This is a genomic window from Streptomyces cyaneochromogenes (assembly GCF_003963535.1).
Classification (GTDB): domain Bacteria; phylum Actinomycetota; class Actinomycetes; order Streptomycetales; family Streptomycetaceae; genus Streptomyces; species Streptomyces shaanxiensis.
The window spans coordinates 10,637,741-10,657,291 of the sequence record NZ_CP034539.1 but is presented as its reverse complement, the minus strand read 5'-3'; the positions used below and the strand labels follow the sequence as shown (position 1 = coordinate 10,657,291).

Annotated in this window: 13 protein-coding genes; 6 read left to right on the top strand and 7 right to left on the bottom strand. The window is 68.3% G+C overall.

Features of this window, described 5'->3' with window-relative positions; all coding sequences use genetic code 11:
- Nucleotides 1-245: 245 nt before the first annotated feature.
- Genes EJ357_RS47865 through EJ357_RS47850 form a run of 4 tightly spaced genes read right to left on the bottom strand, consistent with a single transcriptional unit; the run spans nt 246 to nt 5,120 of the window.
- The gene (locus EJ357_RS47865) at nt 246-1,610 is read right to left on the bottom strand and encodes an AAA domain-containing protein (RefSeq protein ID WP_228472882.1); all 1,365 of its coding nucleotides are present in this window, start codon (nt 1,608-1,610) and stop codon (nt 246-248) included.
- Nucleotides 1,607-3,100 (bottom strand): hypothetical protein, encoded by a 1,494-nt coding sequence (locus tag EJ357_RS47860; RefSeq protein WP_126387420.1) that lies wholly within the window; start codon nt 3,098-3,100, stop codon nt 1,607-1,609. The genes EJ357_RS47865 and EJ357_RS47860 overlap by 4 nt, the downstream gene beginning before the upstream one ends.
- Nucleotides 3,097-4,242: a hypothetical protein gene (locus EJ357_RS47855; protein WP_228472881.1), complete on the bottom strand. Its 1,146-nt coding sequence runs from the start codon at nt 4,240-4,242 to the stop codon at nt 3,097-3,099. Before EJ357_RS47855 ends, EJ357_RS47860 begins: the two co-directional genes overlap by 4 nt.
- A 50-nt stretch (nt 4,243-4,292) precedes the next feature.
- Nucleotides 4,293-5,120 carry a hypothetical protein gene (locus tag EJ357_RS47850; protein WP_126387422.1) on the bottom strand — a complete coding sequence of 276 codons (828 nt, stop codon included), beginning with the start codon at nt 5,118-5,120 and terminating at the stop codon, nt 4,293-4,295.
- A 431-nt stretch (nt 5,121-5,551) separates the two neighbouring features.
- On the opposite strand from EJ357_RS47850, the gene EJ357_RS47845 reads away from it, so the two are divergent.
- From EJ357_RS47845 to EJ357_RS47820, 6 genes are all read left to right on the top strand, one after another.
- Nucleotides 5,552-6,796, top strand: coding sequence for a metallophosphoesterase family protein (locus EJ357_RS47845; protein ID WP_126387424.1), 1,245 nt, complete (start codon nt 5,552-5,554; stop codon nt 6,794-6,796).
- Nucleotides 6,793-7,011, top strand: coding sequence for a P-loop NTPase family protein (locus tag EJ357_RS47840; RefSeq protein ID WP_126387426.1), 219 nt, complete (start codon nt 6,793-6,795; stop codon nt 7,009-7,011). The genes EJ357_RS47845 and EJ357_RS47840 overlap by 4 nt, the downstream gene beginning before the upstream one ends.
- Nucleotides 6,945-10,217 carry an AAA family ATPase gene (locus EJ357_RS47835; protein ID WP_126387428.1) on the top strand — a complete coding sequence of 1,091 codons (3,273 nt, stop codon included), beginning with the start codon at nt 6,945-6,947 and terminating at the stop codon, nt 10,215-10,217. The genes EJ357_RS47840 and EJ357_RS47835 overlap by 67 nt, the downstream gene beginning before the upstream one ends.
- A gap of 608 nt (nt 10,218-10,825) precedes the next feature.
- Complete coding sequence (locus EJ357_RS47830; protein ID WP_407698544.1) at nt 10,826-12,334, top strand: Mu transposase C-terminal domain-containing protein; 1,509 nt, start codon at nt 10,826-10,828, stop codon at nt 12,332-12,334.
- Nucleotides 12,331-13,104: an ATP-binding protein gene (locus EJ357_RS47825; RefSeq protein ID WP_126387430.1), complete on the top strand. Its 774-nt coding sequence runs from the start codon at nt 12,331-12,333 to the stop codon at nt 13,102-13,104. The genes EJ357_RS47830 and EJ357_RS47825 overlap by 4 nt, the downstream gene beginning before the upstream one ends.
- Before the next feature lie 138 nt (nt 13,105-13,242).
- Complete coding sequence (locus tag EJ357_RS47820; protein ID WP_126387432.1) at nt 13,243-14,271, top strand: hypothetical protein; 1,029 nt, start codon at nt 13,243-13,245, stop codon at nt 14,269-14,271.
- 148 nt (nt 14,272-14,419) lie between these two features.
- On the opposite strand, the gene EJ357_RS47815 is transcribed toward EJ357_RS47820, so the two are convergent.
- Genes EJ357_RS47815 through EJ357_RS47805 form a run of 3 tightly spaced genes read right to left on the bottom strand, consistent with a single transcriptional unit; the run spans nt 14,420 to nt 19,549 of the window.
- Nucleotides 14,420-15,838 (bottom strand): Wadjet anti-phage system protein JetD domain-containing protein, encoded by a 1,419-nt coding sequence (locus EJ357_RS47815; protein ID WP_126387434.1) that lies wholly within the window; start codon nt 15,836-15,838, stop codon nt 14,420-14,422.
- On the bottom strand, nt 15,831-18,902 hold the full coding sequence (locus EJ357_RS47810) for a coiled-coil domain-containing protein (protein WP_126387436.1): 3,072 nt from the start codon (nt 18,900-18,902) through the stop codon (nt 15,831-15,833). The genes EJ357_RS47815 and EJ357_RS47810 overlap by 8 nt, the downstream gene beginning before the upstream one ends.
- Nucleotides 18,899-19,549, bottom strand: coding sequence for a hypothetical protein (locus tag EJ357_RS47805; RefSeq protein ID WP_228472878.1), 651 nt, complete (start codon nt 19,547-19,549; stop codon nt 18,899-18,901). Before EJ357_RS47805 ends, EJ357_RS47810 begins: the two co-directional genes overlap by 4 nt.
- Nucleotides 19,550-19,551: the final 2 nt, after the last annotated feature.

Below are 19,551 nucleotides of genomic sequence, written 5' to 3'. Positions count from 1 at the left end.
TGGCCCGCCTCTGACCTTCAGGCGTATGCGCTGTTCGGCATCGGAGGCGCCTGGATCGCCGCGGGCGATGCGGGTCGGACAGTCTCTTCTCCCATGTGCAGCGAGCGTGCTTGAGGACCTCGGTGTCCTCAGTGAGGTAGCCGACATGCGCGAGCTGCTGACGATGCACCGGTCCTGGGGCCCGGCCTGCTTGCCTGTGCCTTCGTACCCGGCTTGGGTTGCTGCAGGCGTGTGTCTCAAGCTGTCTAGCTGCGGCGGCGGCCGCGCCGCGTCTGAGAACTGATGGTGTGGTCGGTCAGATGGGCGAGGACTGAGTGGTGTGCCTCCCAGCCGTCAGGGACCTTGGAGGTGGCGCCGGGGTGGACGGGGTCGTTGGAGGGGTGGGTATCAAGGAGGCCGGCGATGCCGGCGCGGGCGACGACGATGCAGGCGTGGCGGTGTCGTGTGGTGAGCACGCACAGGCGGCCTGCTTCGAGGTGGAAGGCGGAGGCGTCGCCGCGGCCGGAGAGGGGGTGCAGGACGATGGTGACGCGGAATTCGGAGCCTTGGAGTCGGTTGGCGGTGTTTACGGTGACGCCGTGCAATTGGGGGTAGTTGCGGGCTAGGAGTGCGCGGATGTGGTGGGCCTGGCTGCTGTGGGCGGTGCCGATGGCGATGTCTCCAGGCTGCAGGATGTGGCCCTGTGGGTTGTCTTCGCAGGTGGTGATGGCGTGACGGACCAGCAGTCGCTCGGCGATGCCGAGGATGGCGTGGAAGGCTTCGGCGTCGAGCTGGTGGGTGATGCGGGCCGGTAGCTCGAGTAGGGCCCATCCGGTTCGGGCGGCATGTTCGATGACTGCGTCGGCGGGGGTGCGCATGCCGTTGGACAAGTACGTGAGGGTGCGGTCGGTTTCGCTGCTTCCGGCGTGGAAGGGCGTGAAGGGGTAGAAGGCGTCGCTGATCAGGGTGACGGCTGAGGGCGGCAGGCGCCAGGACACGGGCAGGGAGTGGACGGGCAGGTCGCGGTTGTTGGCGAGCAGGACGGCGACTGCGCTGTTCATGGGGTCGTGGGTCAGGCCGTGGAAGCGGTCTGTTTCGACTGTGGAAAAGGGGTCGAGTTGGCCGGGGTCTCCGACGAAGAGTGCCTGGTCGAAGAGGCGAGCGGTCCCCAGGAGCGTGTCGGAGCGCATCTGGTAGGCCTCGTCGATGATCGCCCATGGCCATCGGCGGTCGGTGACCGTGGCCCATTTCATTGCTGTGCCCACGATGATGTCGGCGGTCTTTTCGAGGTCTTCGATCCGGGTGCCGATTCGGACGCGGGGGTGTTTTTGCAGGTCGTCCGGGACGGTGTAGTCCGTGGCGGTGAGCCGGGCGGTGTGCAGGTGGGGGTGGTGCCGGGCGAATCGACGCACGAGGTGGTCGACCTGGTTGTTGGTCTGGGCCATGACGGCGCAGGGGCGGCTGGATTGTGTGAGGACGTCGGCGGCCCGGGCGGCGAGGGTGGATTTGCCGGCGCCGGGCGGGGAGTCCACGACGAGGCCTCGGTGGGTGAGGGTGGGCAGTCGCTCCAGGATGGCGCGGGAGGCATGGTCCATCCGCTGCTGCGGCGATGGCTGGTGCGGGAGTGTCACTGGCTCTCGTCGCTCTCGTCCTCGTCGGTGTGGTCCGGATGGTCGGGAGGAGGGCCGCCGTGGGTCCAGGGTGTCTCGTCTCGTGAGGGGAATTCCGGCATCCGGTAGTGGTCCGGTGCGATGGTGAATACGAGGAAGGCACCAGGCTCGGGCAGGATGCCGTGGTTGGGGCGGGCTGCGGGGCCCATGCCTGCGGTGATCTCGAGCTCGACGAGAGTGTCGCCGCCGCGGCGAGTGATGTCGCAGATCGTGTAGGCGGCCTTGCGGTGGGCATGGCAGACCAGGGGCTGGCCGGGTTCCATGCGCAGCTGGTCCGTGGTGGACACGATGAGCCGGGGCCGCCATTGGGGCCGTCCGGTGGGGCCGCGCAGGGTGTGCCTTGAGTCGATCACGGTGACGGTTCCGCCGAAGGCTGCGCCGGTGGTGCGCAGTTCCGCCCGTGCGAAGGGGTCGTCGGCGGCGCGTTCTGCGGCGAAGGCTGCGGCTGCGTGTTCCATGCGAGCCAGGCGGACGGCGGCGGCGACGGCTTGGTCGCGGGCTGGCCGAGGGCGCCCGTCCTGGGTCAGGTGGATGCATTCGTCGGTGAACGCGGTGCGTTCGTGGTCCCAGCGGCGTGTGCTGCCTGTGGCTTCTGGGAGGGCTTGCAGGAGTGCGTAGGCGTGCCACATCAGGTCCCAGGTGGGTTGCATGTAGGCGGCCAGCAGGCGTTCGAGTTCTGCCAGGGTGCGGGTCTGGTCTCGTCCTTGGGTCCGGGTACGGGCGTGGGCGTCGAACAGGGGCGCTAGGTGGTCGTTGTCGAAGGCGGCGTCGGTGGCTGGGCCTGCGAGGCGGTGGGTGGCTGGATTTTCTGTCTTGAGTGCGGCGTCGCGTCCCGAGGCTGTGTTGCGGGGTGGGTCGATCCAGGCCAGCAGGGTGGCGAGGTCGTCGTCCTCCTGGGGGCTCTGGCCGGTGACCCAGTGCATGCCGAGGAAGCTGGTCAGGGGTATGAGGGCGGCTGAGCCGGGGATGTCGGCGCGGTCGGTGAGGTAGGTGAGCCAGTGGCCCAGGCGCTGAACAGATTGGGAGTTCTGGTCGTCGGCACGGCGGAATCTCAGGGCGTCGCCGAGATCTTTTAGGTGCTGCACGGTCTGGGGGTTGGGGACGAGGATCTGGGGAGCGTCGGTGTGGCGCCGGCGTGCGGGTTTGTTGTCGGAGACGGCTGGCAGGTATTCGCTGTGTCGCTGGCAGGCGTCGATGTATGCGGTGACGGTGTCTGCCAGGGCGGCGAGCATTGGGGTGGTGCTTCCTGAGGGGGGCGCGATCAGGAGCTGGGGCCGGTATGGGTCGGTGCCCAGCATGACGGCCAGTGGGCGTGCGGCGGGGCCTGTCCGCTTCAGCGCCAGCAGCATCAGCGGCTGGTCGCTGAGGTGGAGGTGGCGCAGGTGGCTGGCGCGCAGGGCGTTGCCGGTGGCGGTGGCACGCATCCGCAGCAGCGAGGTGAGCAGGCTCATGCGGTGTCTGTCTGGAGGTCTTCGTAAATGCGCTGTGCCTGCTGCAGGGCCTGGGTGATGTCCTGCTGGTCCCGGGCCGGGTGGAGTCGGCCGTCGGTGAGGGCCAGGGCTGTGGTGATGGTGTCGATTCCTGCCAGGTCGTCGCGGACTGCGGTTCCCAGGGTCTCGAATCTGCCTTGGTGGCGGGCTTCGTTGCGGCAGTGGAACGCCAGATCGCAGTGGTGACGGCAGCTGGTGGTGTAGCTGGCCTGCACGGTGGCAAGTGCGGCAGTGAGTTCACCGCGAGGCCTGGTCGGGTTCTTGTCGGGTCCGGGGGCGAGGTCGAAAGTGGTTCCGGGGGGAAGTTTGTCCAGCAGTTCGGGCAGTCGCCGGAGTCTCTTGAGGTGACGGCTCAAGGTCTTGATCTGCTGGCGGGCGTTGTAGGTCGTGGCGGTGGGGTGCTGGGTGAAGTTACGTGGATTGATCAGGATGACGGTTTCGGAGACGCGCTCTGGCGGGAGGCCGTCATCGGCGAGGAGTTCACGCATGGCCAGGACGTAGGCTGCGGCCTGGGTCAGCGCTGCGGCGACCTTGGCGGGGTCGGGCTGTCCGTGGATGACGGGGAAGGATTTGATCTCGACGATGTAGAAGGCGCCCTCATTCTGGAAGGCGACGATGTCGGGCTCGAGGTAGACCTGGTGGCCGGCGACGGTCAGGCGCAGTACGGGGTGGTCGAGCAGGGTCCGGTGAAGGTCCGGCCTGCGGTGTGCTGCGCTGAGGATGCGGGACCGGGTGCGGGAGTAGCGTCGCTTCAGGGGAGATTTGTCCTCGTCGCTGCCGACGCTGTTGAGGTCCTCGTAGGCCACCTCGGACAGGGTCAGGCCAAGGGCTTGGCGCAGCAGCGGCACCAGTGGGGCTCCGGCTTGGGCGGTGACCTTGTGTTCGAAGGCGAGGCCGTAGTCGAGGGCGAGCTTTGATTTTCTCAGCGGCTGGGGCAGGCCCAGGTGGGCGGCGAGGGCGGCTTTGTCGATGCCGGCCGCGTCTATGAGGGAGCGGCGGTCGCAGCTCGGGTTGGCGTTCAGTGCTGCCAGGGTTCGTGCATTGTGCGGGGTGGGCGGTGCGGTTCCGCGTAATGCGCTCAGTCGTGCGTCGAGCGAGCTCACTGTTCTTCCTTGGTGGGACAGGGCACAGCCGTGCTGGTTGAAGGGGTGGTTTACGAAGTCCGGCGCAGGCGGTTGGTGTTGCGCAGGGTGTTGCCGAAGATCTGCTCTGCGTCGCCGAGTTTCTGGCGTGCTCGCTGCGCCGCTTCGGCGCGGTGGTCGGCGTCGTCGTGGGCGTGGATCTCCAGTTCGGCTGCGGCGGCCCGTCGCAGTGCGTCCAGGTCACGTGGGCTTCGGATGGTGTCGCCGTGGATGTTGCGGCTGTAGTGCAGCAGGAGTTGCTGGACGGGCTGTGGCAGGCTGGTCTCGCCGGAGAGGTGTTCGGCGGCGTCTGCGAGCCGCAGGGCTGCGGTGAGGAAGTGGACGCGCTGGGTGAGTGGTCCCACCAGACGCTGCTGCAGTGGCCAGGTGCTCAGGGCGAGCAGCCCGCGGGCTGGTGAGAGCAGATCGGACGTCAGCGCGGGGCAGATGTAGTAGGCGCGGCCGTAGGGGGCGGAGCGGAAGGAGCGTTCCTCGTCGCGGCGCAGGGTGGTGAGGCGCGCCGTGTTCAGCGGGCTGGAGAAGAAGGCCTGGTGGACCTGGCTGAGCAGTTTCGGCGAGGCGGGTACGGTGAGGAGAGCTAGCGCCTGGTGGACTTGGTCGCGTACGGGCACAGCCTGGTTGGGCTCGGCGGCCGTCGGTGCGGGCTCAGGCTGGTCCTCTGGCCGGGCCGTTTCCGGGACGTCAGTGAGTCCGCACAGTACGTTCCAGGCGTGCTGAGTGCGCGTCAGTTCCGCGCCGAGGCGGCTTGCTTGGGCGTTGTCGTGTTGCGTGAGCGCCTGCCGGATCGCCTCCTGCAGCTGCTGCATACGCTTCTCGAGAGCGACCAAATGCTCGTCCATGCCCGCATGCTAGCAGCCGCTCGGGACTCCCAGTCTTTCTCCGGGATTTAGGAGGGTCAGCGCCTGATGGTTCTGCTCGCTTGCGAGCTCGCTCTGGTCGGGCTCGACGGCTGCCGGCCCAGGCCCCGACTGGGCCGCGTCCGGGCCGTCAGTGAGTCCGCACAGAGTCATCCAGGCATGTCGGATGCGCGTCAACTCTGCACCTAAGAAACTTACTTGGGCTCTGTTGTGTCGCGTGAGCGCCTGCCGGATCGCCTCCTGCAGCTGCTGCATGCGCTTCTCGAGAGCGACCAAATGCTCGTCCATGCCCGCACGCTAGCAGGTGCTCGGGACTCCCATGATTTGCCCAGTGATTTTGGTGTACAGTCCCGGGCTCGTAGGGCACCACTGGTGCCCTCCTACGCCTCGCTTCCAGAAGGGCGCATGAAGGCATGAGCAGACTGCTCCACACTTCCGACTGGCATTTAGGCCACACCTTGTACGGGCATTCACGCGAAGAGGACTTCGACGCGGTCTTGGCCGAGATCGTGGCCATCGCCCAAGAGAGCCGGCCGGACCTGATCATCCACAGCGGCGACCTGTTCCACTTGTCCCGTCCCGCCATCCACGACCAGTTCCGCGCCATGCGCACCCTGCGCCAACTCGCCGGCATCGCCCCCACCGTGGTCGTCGCCGGCAACCACGACTCCGCAGCGCACTTCGACTTCTTCGACTACATGACCGGCCCGTCCTGCGGCCGGGGCCTGTTCTTCATCGGCCAGCGCCGCCCAGCACGCGACGGCGGTGTCCTCACGTTCGACGCCTGCGGTGGTGAGCAGCGAATCCGGCTGGGTGTTCTGCCATTCGTGCACCCGAACCGGTTCTGGCAACACTCTTCCACCACGGGCACGTCGTACGCCGACTATGCCGAAGCGATGCGCGGGCTGCAGAGTGAGCTGCTGGATGCCTTGCATGAGGGGTATGACGCCGACCGGGACATCCTCGTGTTCACGGCCCATGTGTTTGTCGCCGGTGCCACGACCTCCCCGAGCGAACGAGCCGTCGGCGATGACTTCGAGACCCCTCCCGCGGATCTTCCGGTGGTGTCATACGCCGCCCTCGGCCACATTCACCGCCCACAGGTCATCGAAGGTCTCAAGTTCACCGCCCGCTACGCGGGCAGTCCGTTGCCCATGGACTTCGGTGAAGCCAACGAATCCAAGAGCGTAGTGATCGTCGACGCTGATCCCGGACGCCCGGTGAGGGCACTGCCCCGGCGGCTCTCCAGCGGCCGACGGCTGGCCCAGTTCACCGGGACCCTTGATGAGCTGAAGGCCGCAGCCGACCAGTACGACGAGACCTTCCTCAAACCGACGATCACTGGCGAAGACCCCGACGGGCCGCTCAGCCAAAAGATCGCTGAGATCGTTCCCCACGCGGTGCTCATCAACCCGGCCCCTGCACGTGAGGCAGCCGACGGCGCCGTGCTTGACCGCGATCCCGGAGACGAGCCGGAACTCCCCGACGCGTTCCGGGCCTACCTGGCGAGTGAGGGGCTGAGCGGGGAGGCCGCGGAGTCCACGGTCACGGCGTTCCTTCACCTGCTCAGCGAACTCGACGACGAGACACAGACCCCGTCCCCAGCCGAGGAACTGCTGCGCGCCGCGCTGCAGGACACCTGGAAGGAGGCATCGTGAAACCCCTGCAGCTCACCCTCACGGAAGTGCGCAACTACGCCGGCGCCAGCACCATCGATGTCACCGACGGGCATCCGCCTGGCGACACGCGCTCGGGCAAGTCCACCATCCTTGAGGCGATCCTCTTTGCGCTGTACCGGACGCCTTCGTGGCCCGAGGACGCCGAGGAACCGTCGCGCATCGCGCTGGAAGACACCACGACGGAGGCACCGTGAAGCCCCTACGGCTCACCTTCACGGGAGTGCGCAGCTACGCCGGTACGTGCACCATCGACTTCAGCGACAAGCGCTCGTTCGCCATTCTGGGCCATACCGGCGTGGGCAAAACCACCATCCTCGAATCGATCATCTTCGCCCTGTACGGCGTGTGCTCGTGGTCGAAGAGCGCTGCAGACGTCTATGAGCTGATCAGCACGGGATGCCCCAACATGGACGTGTTGTTCGAGTTCTCGGCGAACGGCCGCGAATGGCGTGTGCACCGCACTCTGCATGCGGACCGCAAGAAGAGGCCGCAGGCCGTGCTGGAGCCCCTCACTGAAGGGGCCAGCGACGCCCGGATCGACGGCAAGGCTGCGGTCACCGATGCGGTCACCCGAGTCATCGGGCTGGACTGTGACGGCTTTGTCAGCACGATCCTGCTCCGCCAGGGAAAGTTCGACCTCCTCCTCAAGGCTTCCGACGCCGTCCGTGCCGACCTCCTGCGGCACATCTTCGGCATCACTGAACTGGCACGCGTACGCAAGCTGGCCGGTGCACGGCTCGAGCGTCTGAATGCGCAGATCAACGAGGCGACCCGGATCCGCCACGACCTCCTGCCGGACCCCCCTGCTTCTGCGGCCCAGGCGATACTGGACTTGGACCGCACCCGGGCCATCGCCGCCCGTCGGCGCGAGCAACTGGATGTACTGCGCTCAGCACAGAGCCAGGCCATCGAACACAGGCACCGCAAGAGCGGCCTGGACAAAGCGGCACAGCTGCTGCGTGAGCGTGCTGTTGCGGATGCGAGCATCACGATGGCGGCGCTGGCACGGAAGAAGAAGGAACTCGATGCCGAGGCAGCAGAACAGGAGGCAACCGGGCACGGCCTGAACGCGAAACTGGAGACGGCCCAGGCCGCTTTGGAGACGGCCGCACAGGCTGGCGACACGGTTCGGTCCCTCTCCAGCGCGTTCGCAGTCCTGTCCCGCCTGCCGGAGCGTGCGGCCAGCCTGGACACCGTCGAACAACGGTTGAAGCAGGAGCAGCTTCAGCACGAGGAGCACGAGCAGGAACATACGCAGGCACGGCAGGAACTGGAGGAGCACGAGCAGCACAAGGCGGCCCTCGTCGAGGCCGCCGGCCGGGCCGAGCGCATGGTGAGCGAGGCACGTGCGCGCACGGACCAGGTGCAGGAGGCCGTCCGGACGGCGCTGCAGGAGGCAAATGCCGCGGCCGGTCATCGGCAGTCCGAGCACACAGCGCTCGAGACTGTGGAGGAACAGCGCAGCCACCTCGCGGACCTGGCGAACAGGCTGGAGGAGCGCCGCGGCGCGCTGGAAGCCGCCCAGGAAGCCCTCGCCGCGCTGCAGCGCGGGGAGGCGGCGCATGCGGCAGGTTCCGGTCTGGTGCCCGGGGACGCCTGCACGGTGTGCGCCCAGCCCGTCCCTGGTGACTTCACTCCTCCGCCGCTGCTGGACAGCAAGGCGCTTGGTCGGGCCAAAAGCAAGGTCCGCACTCACATGAAGGCCGTCAACCCGGCGGTGGAGGCGAAAGCGGAGGCAGCCGCCCAGTTGAAGGGGGCTGAGCGGGCGGTCGAAAAGCACCGCCGTGGGCAGCTGGCTGCCCGCGAGCGTATGGACGCGGCTCTGCTCCAGGTGCAGGAACTGGTAGACGCTTTACACCCGGACGGTCTTCCTGCCACAGCCATCGCCCTGGCCACGCTGCGTCGGCAGACGGCAGCTCAGGCGCACGTTTTGGCCGAGGGCGAACCAGTGAACCGGGCTCAGATCACCCGTGCGGTCAAAGCGCTTGTCCAGCCGGTGCGCGACGCAGAAGGCGAAACCCTCGCGGCCCACTCCAGAGCCCAGACGGAGCTGGGGGCGGCTCAGGCTGAGAATGAAGCAGCCCGGGCCGAGATCAAACGCCAGCGTGGTCGGCTGCAGCGTGACCGCAAACGGCTGGACAAGACTCGGCTGCAGCACGAGAGCGAGCTGGGGAATCTGCTGACAGAGGTCGCAGAGCTCCCTGCCTCAATTCGTCCCACCCAGTCCGCACCGGCAGAACTGCCCTCCCTGCCAGACATCGCTTCCGCTCAGAAGGCGGCCGGAGAACGTCTCGCACAGCTCGAACACACAGAACAGGAGCGTGAGGAAGTCCGGCAGGCCCTGACACTGCACAGCGAAAGTCTGCAGGTCCTGGACGCGCGTCGTCGGCGCTCAGTCGAGACCCCTACACGCAATCTCATCAAGCAAGTGGAACGCTGGGCGGACGCGGCCACCGACGCGGCAGCCCTTCTCGGGGACGCGGTATCCCACGAGTTGCCTCCCGTCCCGGACGGCAGTGACCTGGCCATCGTCGACGCCTACTGCATGGCCCTCGCCTCCCTGCACCAGCGTCTGACCGGCGCACTCGGACAGGCCGCCCAGCACGCCTCCGACGAGGTCCACGCATTCCAGAAGGAGCTCACCCGCCAAGCCGAGGCTACCGCCGACGAGAGGGACCCAGAACCCGGGTTCCCGGTGCCTGCGAAGAGCGACCTGCTCGCCCGCGCCGTTCTCGACCCGCTCAGCCGCAAGACACTCCAAGCAGAAGACGCGCATGCCAAGGCCAAGACCGACCTGCGCCTCGCACAGTCCCAGATCCCCTACGCCGAAGCGCTGGACACCGCCCTCAAAGCCGCCCACCGACAGGCCGCGCAATGGCAGAGCGTGAGTGAACACCTCACCGACGGCAACTTCCTCAAGCATCTCACCGATCAGCGCACCGATTCACTCATCAAGGACGGCAGCAGAACCTTCCAGCAGATCTCCGGGGGCGACTACGTATTCGGCAAGAACTTCCGGATCGTTGACCTCGCCACCAATCACATGCGGCACCCGGAGACACTCTCCGCCGGCGAGACCTTCCAGGCCTCCCTAGCGCTGGCACTGGCCCTCGTCGAACGCCACAATCGCAGCCATACCAAGGTGGAGAGTCTCTTCCTGGACGAAGGCTTCGCCTCGCTGGACAACAACCGTCTGGAAGACACCCTCAACGTCCTCAGGAGCATGACCCGAGACAAGACAGTCACGGTCATCAGCCACCTGTTCCCGGTGGCCGATGCCGTCGACGACGTCCTGTTCGTCGACAAAACCCCTCAGGGTTCAACGGCCACCTGGCTCACGCCGGAAACGCGCACCTCCCTCATCAACGACGGGATCCGGCGCATGCTGGAACACACCTGAGCAGCACCGGGCCGGCCAACAGCGCCGCCGGGAAACCCGCATTCCGGGGGCTTCAGGCACCCCGTCTACGGCCCCGGCGGCCCCTACACAGACACACCGAGCCCGGTACTTGTTTCCACCGCCTGAGGCGGCCCGGGGACACCTGCGGCCGGTAGCGGCGCATCACCCCTGCGCAGCACCAACCGCAGCGCCCTTGCAACGGGCCTGCATACTCCGATGGCAGGCCCGCGAGCCCCTCTCCCCCATGCCAGAGGGCGCCGCGCAACCGCGCCTCCCGCAGTTGTCCCCCTATCCGGGAAGGCCCTCGTACGCGGAGCGGGGCAGACCGCCACACAATGCCTGAACGCCTGAAGCGCGGCCCCTACAAACCCCGCCGGGCAACCCCCCTTTTTTTTTGCGTGACGCCTCCCCGGATGCCCCGTGCCGGCCGGGGCCTCCCGCGTCCGCCAGTACCAGTGCGGCACAACGCGTTTCTGCCACTTCCAGCACCCATTCGTTCGAAAAGGTAAGGAGAAGACTGGATGAGCGATTCCTCTGTCGGCGCGCCCGGCGCCGACAAACCGTTGTTCACTGCCCGTTCCGGGCGGCTGGCCGCGGTGCCGCGCTTGATGGCGCTGGACCAGCACGGCGAACTGACCAGCGCGCACGTACAGCTGGTCGCCACGGCTGTGGGACGGTCGGAGCGGACGGTGTGGCGATGGGTCACCAAGGCGCGCGCCACCGGCCGCCTCGATGCGGCGTACCGGACACGCTTCACCATCACACCGGAGATCCGCCGTCTGCTGGTGCTCTGGGGAGGCAACGCCTCCGCCGTACACCGCGAGTTGCAGCAACGGGCCCTGGCCGATCCCCTGCTGCCTGCCGCTCCGTCGCTGTCGACGATCCACCGGGCGCTGCGACGGGATCTGACGCCTGGGGAGCGGGCCGGGCTCGCCAAGGGAGAGGCCGCCCGGCGTGCCTTCGATGTATTCGGGCAACGCCCGGCCACCCACCGCAACGCCGCCTGGGAAGGGGACCACAAGTGTGTGCCCGTTCGGGTATGGGTCGAGGGCGAGCTCGTGCAGCCCTGGCTGACGTGGTTCATCGACTGCGCCCGCAAAGTCATCATGGGCCTGGCTGTGACGCCCCACGCACCCAGCCGAGACGCAGTGCTGGCGGCCTTGCGGATGGCGTTGGACCGCTCCGAGCCGTTCGGCCCAGCCGGCGGGCTGCCCGGCCTGATCCGCGTGGACCGCGGCAAAGAGTTCCTGTGCAAGACCGTTGCCTCGGCGCTGGGTGCCCTCGCCGTGCCCGTCGTCGACCTTCCGGCCTACACCCCGCATCTGAAGGGCACCATCGAGGCGCTCAACGGGGCGGTTGAGGACATGCTGTTCGTCTCCATGCCGCGCTACGTCCACCGGCAAAAACTCACCGGCGGCCACACTGCGGATCCGGACGAGCCCGCGCTCCCCTTCGAGGCGTTCGTGGAACTGCTGCTGGAGTGGGTGCACTGGTGGAACACCGAGCACCGGCCCAAGTCTCTGGACGGCCTCACCCCGATGGAGGCATGGCGGTCCGACCCGACTCCCCTGCGTGAAGTCCCCGCCGAACAGCTGGCCCATTTCGGGCTTGAGGACGATGGCCGCACCCGCGTCATCACCACCCGGGGAGTGCAGTGGCGTAACCGCCACTACATCGCCCCCTGGATGGTCGGCCAGGCCGGCGTCCGTGTCGCGGTGCGTCACCTGCCTCACCACGACATGACCATCGAGGTCTTCGGCCTTGACGGCGTACACCTGGGCAGCGCCGTTCTGGCCGAGGCGGCCAGCGAGGAGCAGGTCCGTAAGGTCCGCAACGCCCGCACTGCGAAGGCGCGGCGGCTTCGCGCGGATATGAAGGCTGCGGAACGGCTGCGCCGCGAGCGCTTCGAGGCCGTCACCACAGCCGCCCCGCCCGAGCGTCTGGGTGCGCTGACCGAGGCGGAGGCCGAGGCAGAGCTTGCCGACTCGGCCGCCACGGACCTGCGGCGGGCCGATCCCGGCTACATCCCGCACCAGCCCGTCCCGGATGGCTGGGCTCGCCCGATCCCCCCAGCCGCGGACGAGCCGGGAAACGACACCCCTGGGGAGAACGCGTGAGCGGTGACATGGACTACGGCAGGCTGCCTGCCGAGGACGAGGACCACTTTCATCGCCTCGATGCGCGTCTGGTGGCCACCGACGCGCTCATGACGACCCTGGACGACGTCCAGGCGACGATCGACGCCAAGGGCATGATGGTCGCCTATGGAGCGGCCGGATACGGCAAGACGATGTCGGTGAATTCGGCGCTGCGGAAGATCGCCCCCGACAACACCTACCGCTTGGAGCTGCGCTCGGGGCCGACACCCCGCGACATCCGCCACGGGCTGTTTCATGCCCTGGGGCTGCCCGGGGAACCGCCGACCCGGCCGATCGAATTCGACACGCTCCTGAAGGAGACGCTGTCGCAGACGTTCCGGGTGCTGGTGTGCGACGAGGCCCAGTGGATGGGCCGCAGTTCGTTTGAGTACTGGCGCCACCTGTGGGACGACCGCAAGACCGACATCGCGGTGATCTTCGCCGGCGGCGATGGCTGCTACAAGGTCCTCAAGCGTGAACCGATGCTGGCGTCGCGGATTTTTATCTGGCAGAAGTTCACGCGCATGCCCGAGGCCGAGGTCGTCGGCACGCTGCCGGCGTTCCACTCGCTGTGGGCCGGGGTGGACCCGCAGATGATCCGCAACATCGACCGGGCCGCGGCACACGGCAACTTTCGCAACTGGGCCACCATCACCAAGCACATGCTCAACGGCATGAAGAAGAAGGGCCTGACCGAGGTCAAGCAGGACCTCGTCAACTGGGTGTACAGCAAGCTGGGCGGCATGTAGCAACGGCCGCACATGCGCGGCGGCCCGTCGAGCCCGGGCCGCCGCCATCGACCTCGGACTCCGCACGGACCGGCCCTGGCGTCTTCCACATGCAGGGCCCAGTCTGTGCGGTGCACGGCCGGAAGGGAGGCGGTGGCCGTGGTCTACGACGACGTGACGATCGTGGTGGACGAGCAGGACGACCTGTTCTACACCCGGGCGGCGCTGCAGGCCCACCGGCCCGGGGAAGGCCGCATCACCGTGCAGCCGACGCCGGCCAGCGGCAGCCCGGCCGCGCTGGCGCACGACATGCTGTATGCGCTGGGCAAGCGGCTGGCCCCCGGGCCCAACTCCCCCGATGTGTGGCTGGACTCGGTGAACGCGGCCTGGCTCGCCGCGGCTGCCTGGGGTGTCGCGACCGGGGTGCGGCACGTGGTGGTCCCCCGGGCCCACCTGCTGACCATCCGGCGCATCGACCAACTGCTCGCCTGGCGCGAGTCGACGGGAGCTCAACTGACACTGCTGTGGCAGAAGGCCCCGCGCGGACTGCCGCCGGCGCTGGCCCGCGTGGAGCGCCGTATCAGCGGCCGGGGCCAGTTCGAGGCGCTCCTCGCCGAGCCGGGACCGATACCCGCGCGCCCCTCCTTCCCTCCTGCTCCACCGATGGCGGGACCGGCCGTGGTGGCTGCGGGGCAGTCCCCCGCCCCCCGGCCGCGGGAGGCTCGGGCGGCGTCGCTGAGGCCCGGGCGGCCAGCTCACCCCTGCACCGGCGCGATGGCAACAGCGCAGCTGGTCCAGGCCGCCCCTGCCCTCGAGATCGCGTCCGAGGAGGCCGCCGCGCTGGCCGCTCTCGCACACCCGCTCATCGCAGGAGCACTGAGCGTGCTGGCCTTCACCCGGGCCGGCCTCAGCAACCTGCGCTTCACCGGCGACCTCGACATCACCGGCGACGTCACCGCCATCAAGCTCCACGGGGTCGTCCACCGGGACTGCCCTTTGCACGCTGTGCCTGCCTGGGCACGCCCGCTGCTGGCCGGCGCCCGCGCCCACCACCGCCTGACACCCCACCCGCCCGGGGACGGCATGTTCGCCCCCGCCATGGTCGCCGAAGCACGCCATCTGCGCGCACACGCCGGACGCCTGCCCCGGCTCGACCTGTCCCTGCCCGCTGGCACCCTCGTCCCATGAGCTGTGTGTGCCGACCGCCCGCACTGCGCGCTACAGACACGGCACAGCCGAGAGTCTCCATTCGCGGCAGGCACCGCCGCCCATGGCGGGAGGACCAGGGGTAGTGGAAGACAGCCCTGCCGCCCCGCCCTGTCCGCCTGGCGCGAAGTCAGCAACTGCCGGGCAGGTGCACGGCTTTCAGCAGGCCTGGGAGCGTGGGCAGGACTTCGTCGTAGAGGGTCTCCTGCTCGCAGCCGTGCCCGCCGGTTCGGGCGATCTCGTCGGCCAGATCGCGCAGGGCCTCGATGCCCTGGTACGCGAGCCGGGCGGCGAGCTTGCGGTTCTCCTCCAGTTTCGAGGGCTCCTGGTGGTATTTGGTGCCGGCACGGTAGAGGTCGACGGTCATGGCGACGGGGGTGACGGGCCGCCCGATGCGGTCGGCGAGGTTCCCGATGATGCGGATGCCGTGGGCGTCGAGGTCGCCCCATGCCGCAACGGGCAGGCCGTCGAGGCCGCGGAGGAACTCGGCCAGCCCGTCGGTTGCGTAACCCTTGCCCCAGATGCACAGCCAGGTGTCGGCGATCTCCCGGATCTTGCAGACCTGTTCGAAGGTGTCCTCGTTCTCGATCAGGAAGATGCCCTGGGCGTCGCAGGAGATCATGCCGAGGGCGCGGACACCGCGGGCGGGAAGGGCGAGCCAGGGGTTGCAGGCTGCCGCATCGGCGATGACGGTTCCGACGCGCCACTGCAGAGGGCCACGGATGCGTAGTTCGGTGTCGGCCTTGTCGACGGCCTGGTCGAAGGGGATGCCGATCAGGTTGGAGAAGGCCTGCTGCCTGGCTGGGGTCCAGGCGCTCTTGGTGTTGCGCAGGCTGCGTCCGGCGAGTTCCTTGGCGGTGATCTTGCGGGGGGTGTCCTGGGCGGGCCACCAGATGCCAGCGGCCCGGATGGCGACCTCGTACACGCGCCAGTCCTCGGCTCGTGTGGCGGTGCCTTCGGGGATCTTCAGGACGCGCCCGGGTGGTGTCTTGGCCAGCAGCGCGTGTTCATGGGCGAGTTGAGGGACGTCGGCCATGACGTCGAGGAGCTCGCGGTGCAGGTCTTCGGGGTGCTGGCGGCCTTGGAGTTCGGCGAGTTTGTCCTCGGCGAGTTCGGCCCACGACTGGGTCAGGGTCCATGACCGCGGGCTGTAGGCGGTGCCGTTGACGACGTCGCAGCGCAGGATGACAGCGCCGCAGCGGATGAGGTCGACCACGGTCTGCCAGGCGTTGTCGCCGAGGTCGGCTTGGATGGTGGGCCAGCGCTTGGTGGTCTTGGTCCGCAGGACCTTCATCAGTTGTCGGGTGGTCAGGGCGGGCGGCGGCTCATAGGGGCTGACGGGGTGGTCGGCGACGAGGTCGACCTGCCGGGGACTGACCCGCCGTCGCTGGTCCCTGGGGACGCGCACGTGGATGGTGTCGTCCGCGTCCTTGGTGATGCGCGGCAGGGTGACGGCGGTTATGCCCGGCGGCAGATTACGCAAGGGGACGGTCTCGCGGCCGTGTGCCTCGCCGATGAGGAGTGGAGGCCTGGGGGTGGGATCAGACATGGGCGCGTCCTGCGGTGATCCAGTCTTCGGTGAGTTGGGTACGGTCACCGTTGCTGTCGAAGGCCCAGATGTTGGTGGGCTGGTTGATGATGTCGGCCGCTGATGCGTGGACGAACCACAGCAGTTCCCCGCAGACATCGGCGGCGTCGGCGAGGACGCTGTCCTGGCAGGTGCCGAGGATGGTCAGGTGTTGGTCACGGGCGACGTCACGCAGGGCGGCGAGCATGTCCTTGCGGTTGACCTCCCCGAGGCTGTTGCCGAGTTCGTCCAGGATCAGGACTCTGCCCTGGGTCTGGGAGTCGGCCAGGAGTGCCGCGAGGACCAGCAGGATGGCATGCACCTTGACCTGGGCGCTGTTGGCGTTTTCTCGGTAGGAGACATATCCGCCGCTGCGGGAGCGTTTCCACCGCGGGATGACTTGCCACTGCCAGTCACCGGCGCCCTGGGGGCGGACGCTGATGTGCTCGAGCTTGGCTCCGTGGCCGTCGCCACGCAGGTCAAGGTCGTTGAAGGCGGCACTGATCTGGGCGAAGAGGCCGTCAAGGTGCTTTTCGATCATGTCCTGGAGGGTTTCCAGGTTGCGGACGCAGGTGGCGACCCCGGTGGTGAGTTCTGCGATCGCCTGCTCCCGGGCGTGCTGGTCGCGGGTAATGCGCGTTGCGGCCACCTCGTCCTGGTCGCGGTGGCCGGCGAGGCGGTTGTCCAGCGGTGCTGCCACGTCGATGAAGGTGAGGGTGGGCAGGACCGTAGGGTCGGTGTCGGAGAAGGCCCGCATCGTCTCCTCTCCGGCGCGGAGGTCTTCGCCGACGTCTGCGCCTGGGGTGCCGTCCAGCCCGTAGTACTCGTAGGCCTTGCGTAGTTCGTCCTGCGCCTGTCGGTGCAGGGTCGCCGGCCGGGGTGAACGAGCCTGGTCCGATGCCGAGTCCAAGAGGCGGACGGCGTCTTCGAGAGTGCCGTCCCACTGCAGCTGCCACTGGGCTGCTGCGACTTGGCTGCGCTGGCGTTCAAGAGCCGCCAGGGTGCGGTGCCGTTCCTTGAGCGCCTTGCTGACCGCTTCCAGTTTGAGCTTTGCATTGGCGAGGAGCTGCTCGTGGGAGGCGTGCCGGGCCACGGCTTCCTTCCAGGTCTGCTGGAGCTTCTGTTCGTCGTGCGCGGCCTTGTTGACGCGGCCGGTCAGTTCGTCGATCTGTGTCTGAAGGTCGTTCTCTCGGGTGCGGAGGCGTGCGAGTTCTTCAGCGGCCTCGGCGGCCACGTGCTGGGTCGTGGCCAGGGTGAGGGCAGCGGCAGCAACGGTCACGGCCTCGGCGGCCTCAGCGATGCCCTGCTCGGCGGCTATGAGATCGTCGCGGGCTTGTCGAAGCCGGGCTTCGCGCCCGGCCAGCGGGGTCGTGAAGCCACCCGTCACGGTCAGCGCCAGCGCCTGGTCATGGACGGCAGCGCCGTCGGCCGAGGGGATCAGACGTTCTTGAAGGGTGCCGAGGAAGCGTGCCACGTTCAGGGTGCTGTGCATGCCCTCGGGCAGGCGTTCTTGCCCTTCGTCGGACGAGATGATCTGCGCGCCGGGCAGATCGGCATGCAGAAGGCGGCGGGCCTTTTCTTCATGCTCGGGTTCGACGACGATCGCGTCCTGCCAGGGCGCCAGACGCGGTTCCCACGCGGGGCGGGCGGCCTCGTCCACGTTGAGCTGGTCGAGCAGGCCGTGCGCGGGGATGCGGTGTTCGCTCAGCAGATCGATGGCGTGGCCGGCCTTCCCGCTGCGGCCCCGTTCGACGTTGTGCAGGTGGGTGCGGGCTCGGGTGGCGATGTCTTCGGCATCCAGGCGTTGCAGCTCAGCCTTGGCGTGATCGCGTTGGCGTCGTTCCAGGCGGGCGGCCGCGGTGGCACAGTCGCTGCCGTCCCAGCCTTGTGCCTGGGGCAGGAGCGTGGTCCGCTGACTGTGCAGCAGCGCCTGCTGGGTGGTCAACTCCGTCATCTTGCTGGACAGTTCGCGTGCATGTTCTTGGGCGTCGGACCACGTCTGGCGGGCTTCGCTCTCCTGGGTGGCGAGGTCCGCGGCGGAACCGAACGAGGTCACATGGTCCTCGGCGTCCTGCACCAAGTCTGCGACTGTCGCGGCCGCTTGCCTCTCCTCCTCCATGGCCGCGGCGATGCGCTGGTCGCTGTCGTGGGCGTCACGGAAGGAGGCGGCAAGGTAGCGGCGCCATGCCTCGTGACCGAGCTGGAGGGCGAGGCGGGCGGCCTCGCGGGCGTGCACGCCGCTCATCACGTCGTCTTCTGCGAGCAGCGCCTGGGCGTGCTCCGTCTGGGCCTTGTCGAGGTTGATCTGGTGTTCCAGGGCCTGGCCGCGCAGGTCCTCTTCCTCCTCCAGCAGGTGTGTCATGCCCGACAGGGCGATCAGGGACCGGCCGATGTCGTGGGGCTCCATCTCGGTCAGCTGCTGGCTGAGCAGCGAGGGAACGGGTGGGCGCAGGGCGGTGTCGAGGTAGGTGAGGCAGCGCGGGGCGGTGCCGTAGAGCTTCTCGGCCATGGCCCGGGCCGAAAGGATCTGGCGTGTGCCCAGCTCGCGCCACAGGGCGTCGGCCTGGATGCTGCGCTCGTGATCGGTGGGGGCGTCGGCGAGGTGCAGGCCTTCGGTCCAATTGGCCTGCAGGTAGGGGGCGGTGGTGGCGATGCGGACCCACACGGTCAACGAGCTTGTGGCGGGGTCGGTAGGGTCGGCGAAGACGCCGACGATGTAGCCGTGGGTGACCGGCGAGGCATGGTGAGCTTGGTCGACGCCGGCTGCGTCGGGACGGAACAGGATGCCGCTGGCGTGCCGGCCCCCGTTGGCCTCCAGGCGCCACTGCGGGTCGGCCAGCAGCAGGGAGACGGCGATGAGGAAGCTGGTCTTGCCGGAGCCGTTCGAGTCGTCCTTGGGACCGAGGCCGGAGACGGCGATGAAGGTCTCCGGGAGAATCGGAACGGCGTGTGCCGTAAGGCGGGCGATGTCGAAGGTCTGGACACCGACGAGTTGGCGGTCGCCGACAATGCCCCGGGACGGATCGGACGCGGGCGGAGTGGTCATGGTGTGTCGGGCACCTCGTGGTCGGGAGCGGCAGCCGGAGGCACGGCGCGGAGGGCGCGGCGGCGACGGATCGATTCGGCGAGGGGACCGTCGGGGTCGGCGAGCAGGATCAGCCGTTCGAACAGCTCGGCGCCCACGGCCGGCGTCAGGCGCAGGAACTGGTTGCCCAGGACGTAGCCGGGTTTGGTCCGGCGGACCAGATCGGCGTCGGTCAGGCGCTGCAACGCGCCGGTGAGGGCCACGTCGGACACCTGGCAGTCCTTGAGCTGATCCCTGGGCACGGGGGTGCCCTGGGTCCACAGCTGCTCGGGCAGGGTGATGCCGGACGCTCGTGGAATGGCTACGCTGAACAGCAGGATCAGAGTGAGGACGGCGCGGTCGTCACGCGGCAGAATCCCGATCCCTTCGTGCGCCAGACGTTGTCTGATCTCGTCGGTGTAGCCGGTGAGGTAGCCGCCGCCGACCGCGAGCAGAGCGCGTCCGGATGCGGCCAGGACCTGTTCCACCACGACCCGCAGCGGGGTCTCCGCGAGGGCGCGGTAGTGGGTCGGCCGGACAGGGAGCATGGCGGTCTCCACGGCGCAGACCGCCGCTCGGACGTCCGCTCGCCGGTTGTGGGACAGGGCTTGCAGGGCCGGTACGTCCACCG

Bases quoted from the DNA above. Each gene is read 5' to 3' on its own strand.
- EJ357_RS47860 (WP_126387420.1), bottom strand. From the start codon at position 3,100: ATGAGCCTGCTCACCTCGCTGCTGCGGATGCGTGCCACCGCCACCGGC.
- EJ357_RS47850 (WP_126387422.1), bottom strand. From the start codon at position 5,120: ATGGACGAGCATTTGGTCGCTCTCGAGAAGCGTATGCAGCAGCTGCAG.
- EJ357_RS47845 (WP_126387424.1), top strand. From the start codon at position 5,552: ATGAGCAGACTGCTCCACACTTCCGACTGGCATTTAGGCCACACCTTG.
- EJ357_RS47830 (WP_407698544.1), top strand. From the start codon at position 10,826: ATGGCGCTGGACCAGCACGGCGAACTGACCAGCGCGCACGTACAGCTG.
- EJ357_RS47815 (WP_126387434.1), bottom strand. From the start codon at position 15,838: ATGTCTGATCCCACCCCCAGGCCTCCACTCCTCATCGGCGAGGCACAC.
- EJ357_RS47810 (WP_126387436.1), bottom strand. From the start codon at position 18,902: ATGACCACTCCGCCCGCGTCCGATCCGTCCCGGGGCATTGTCGGCGAC.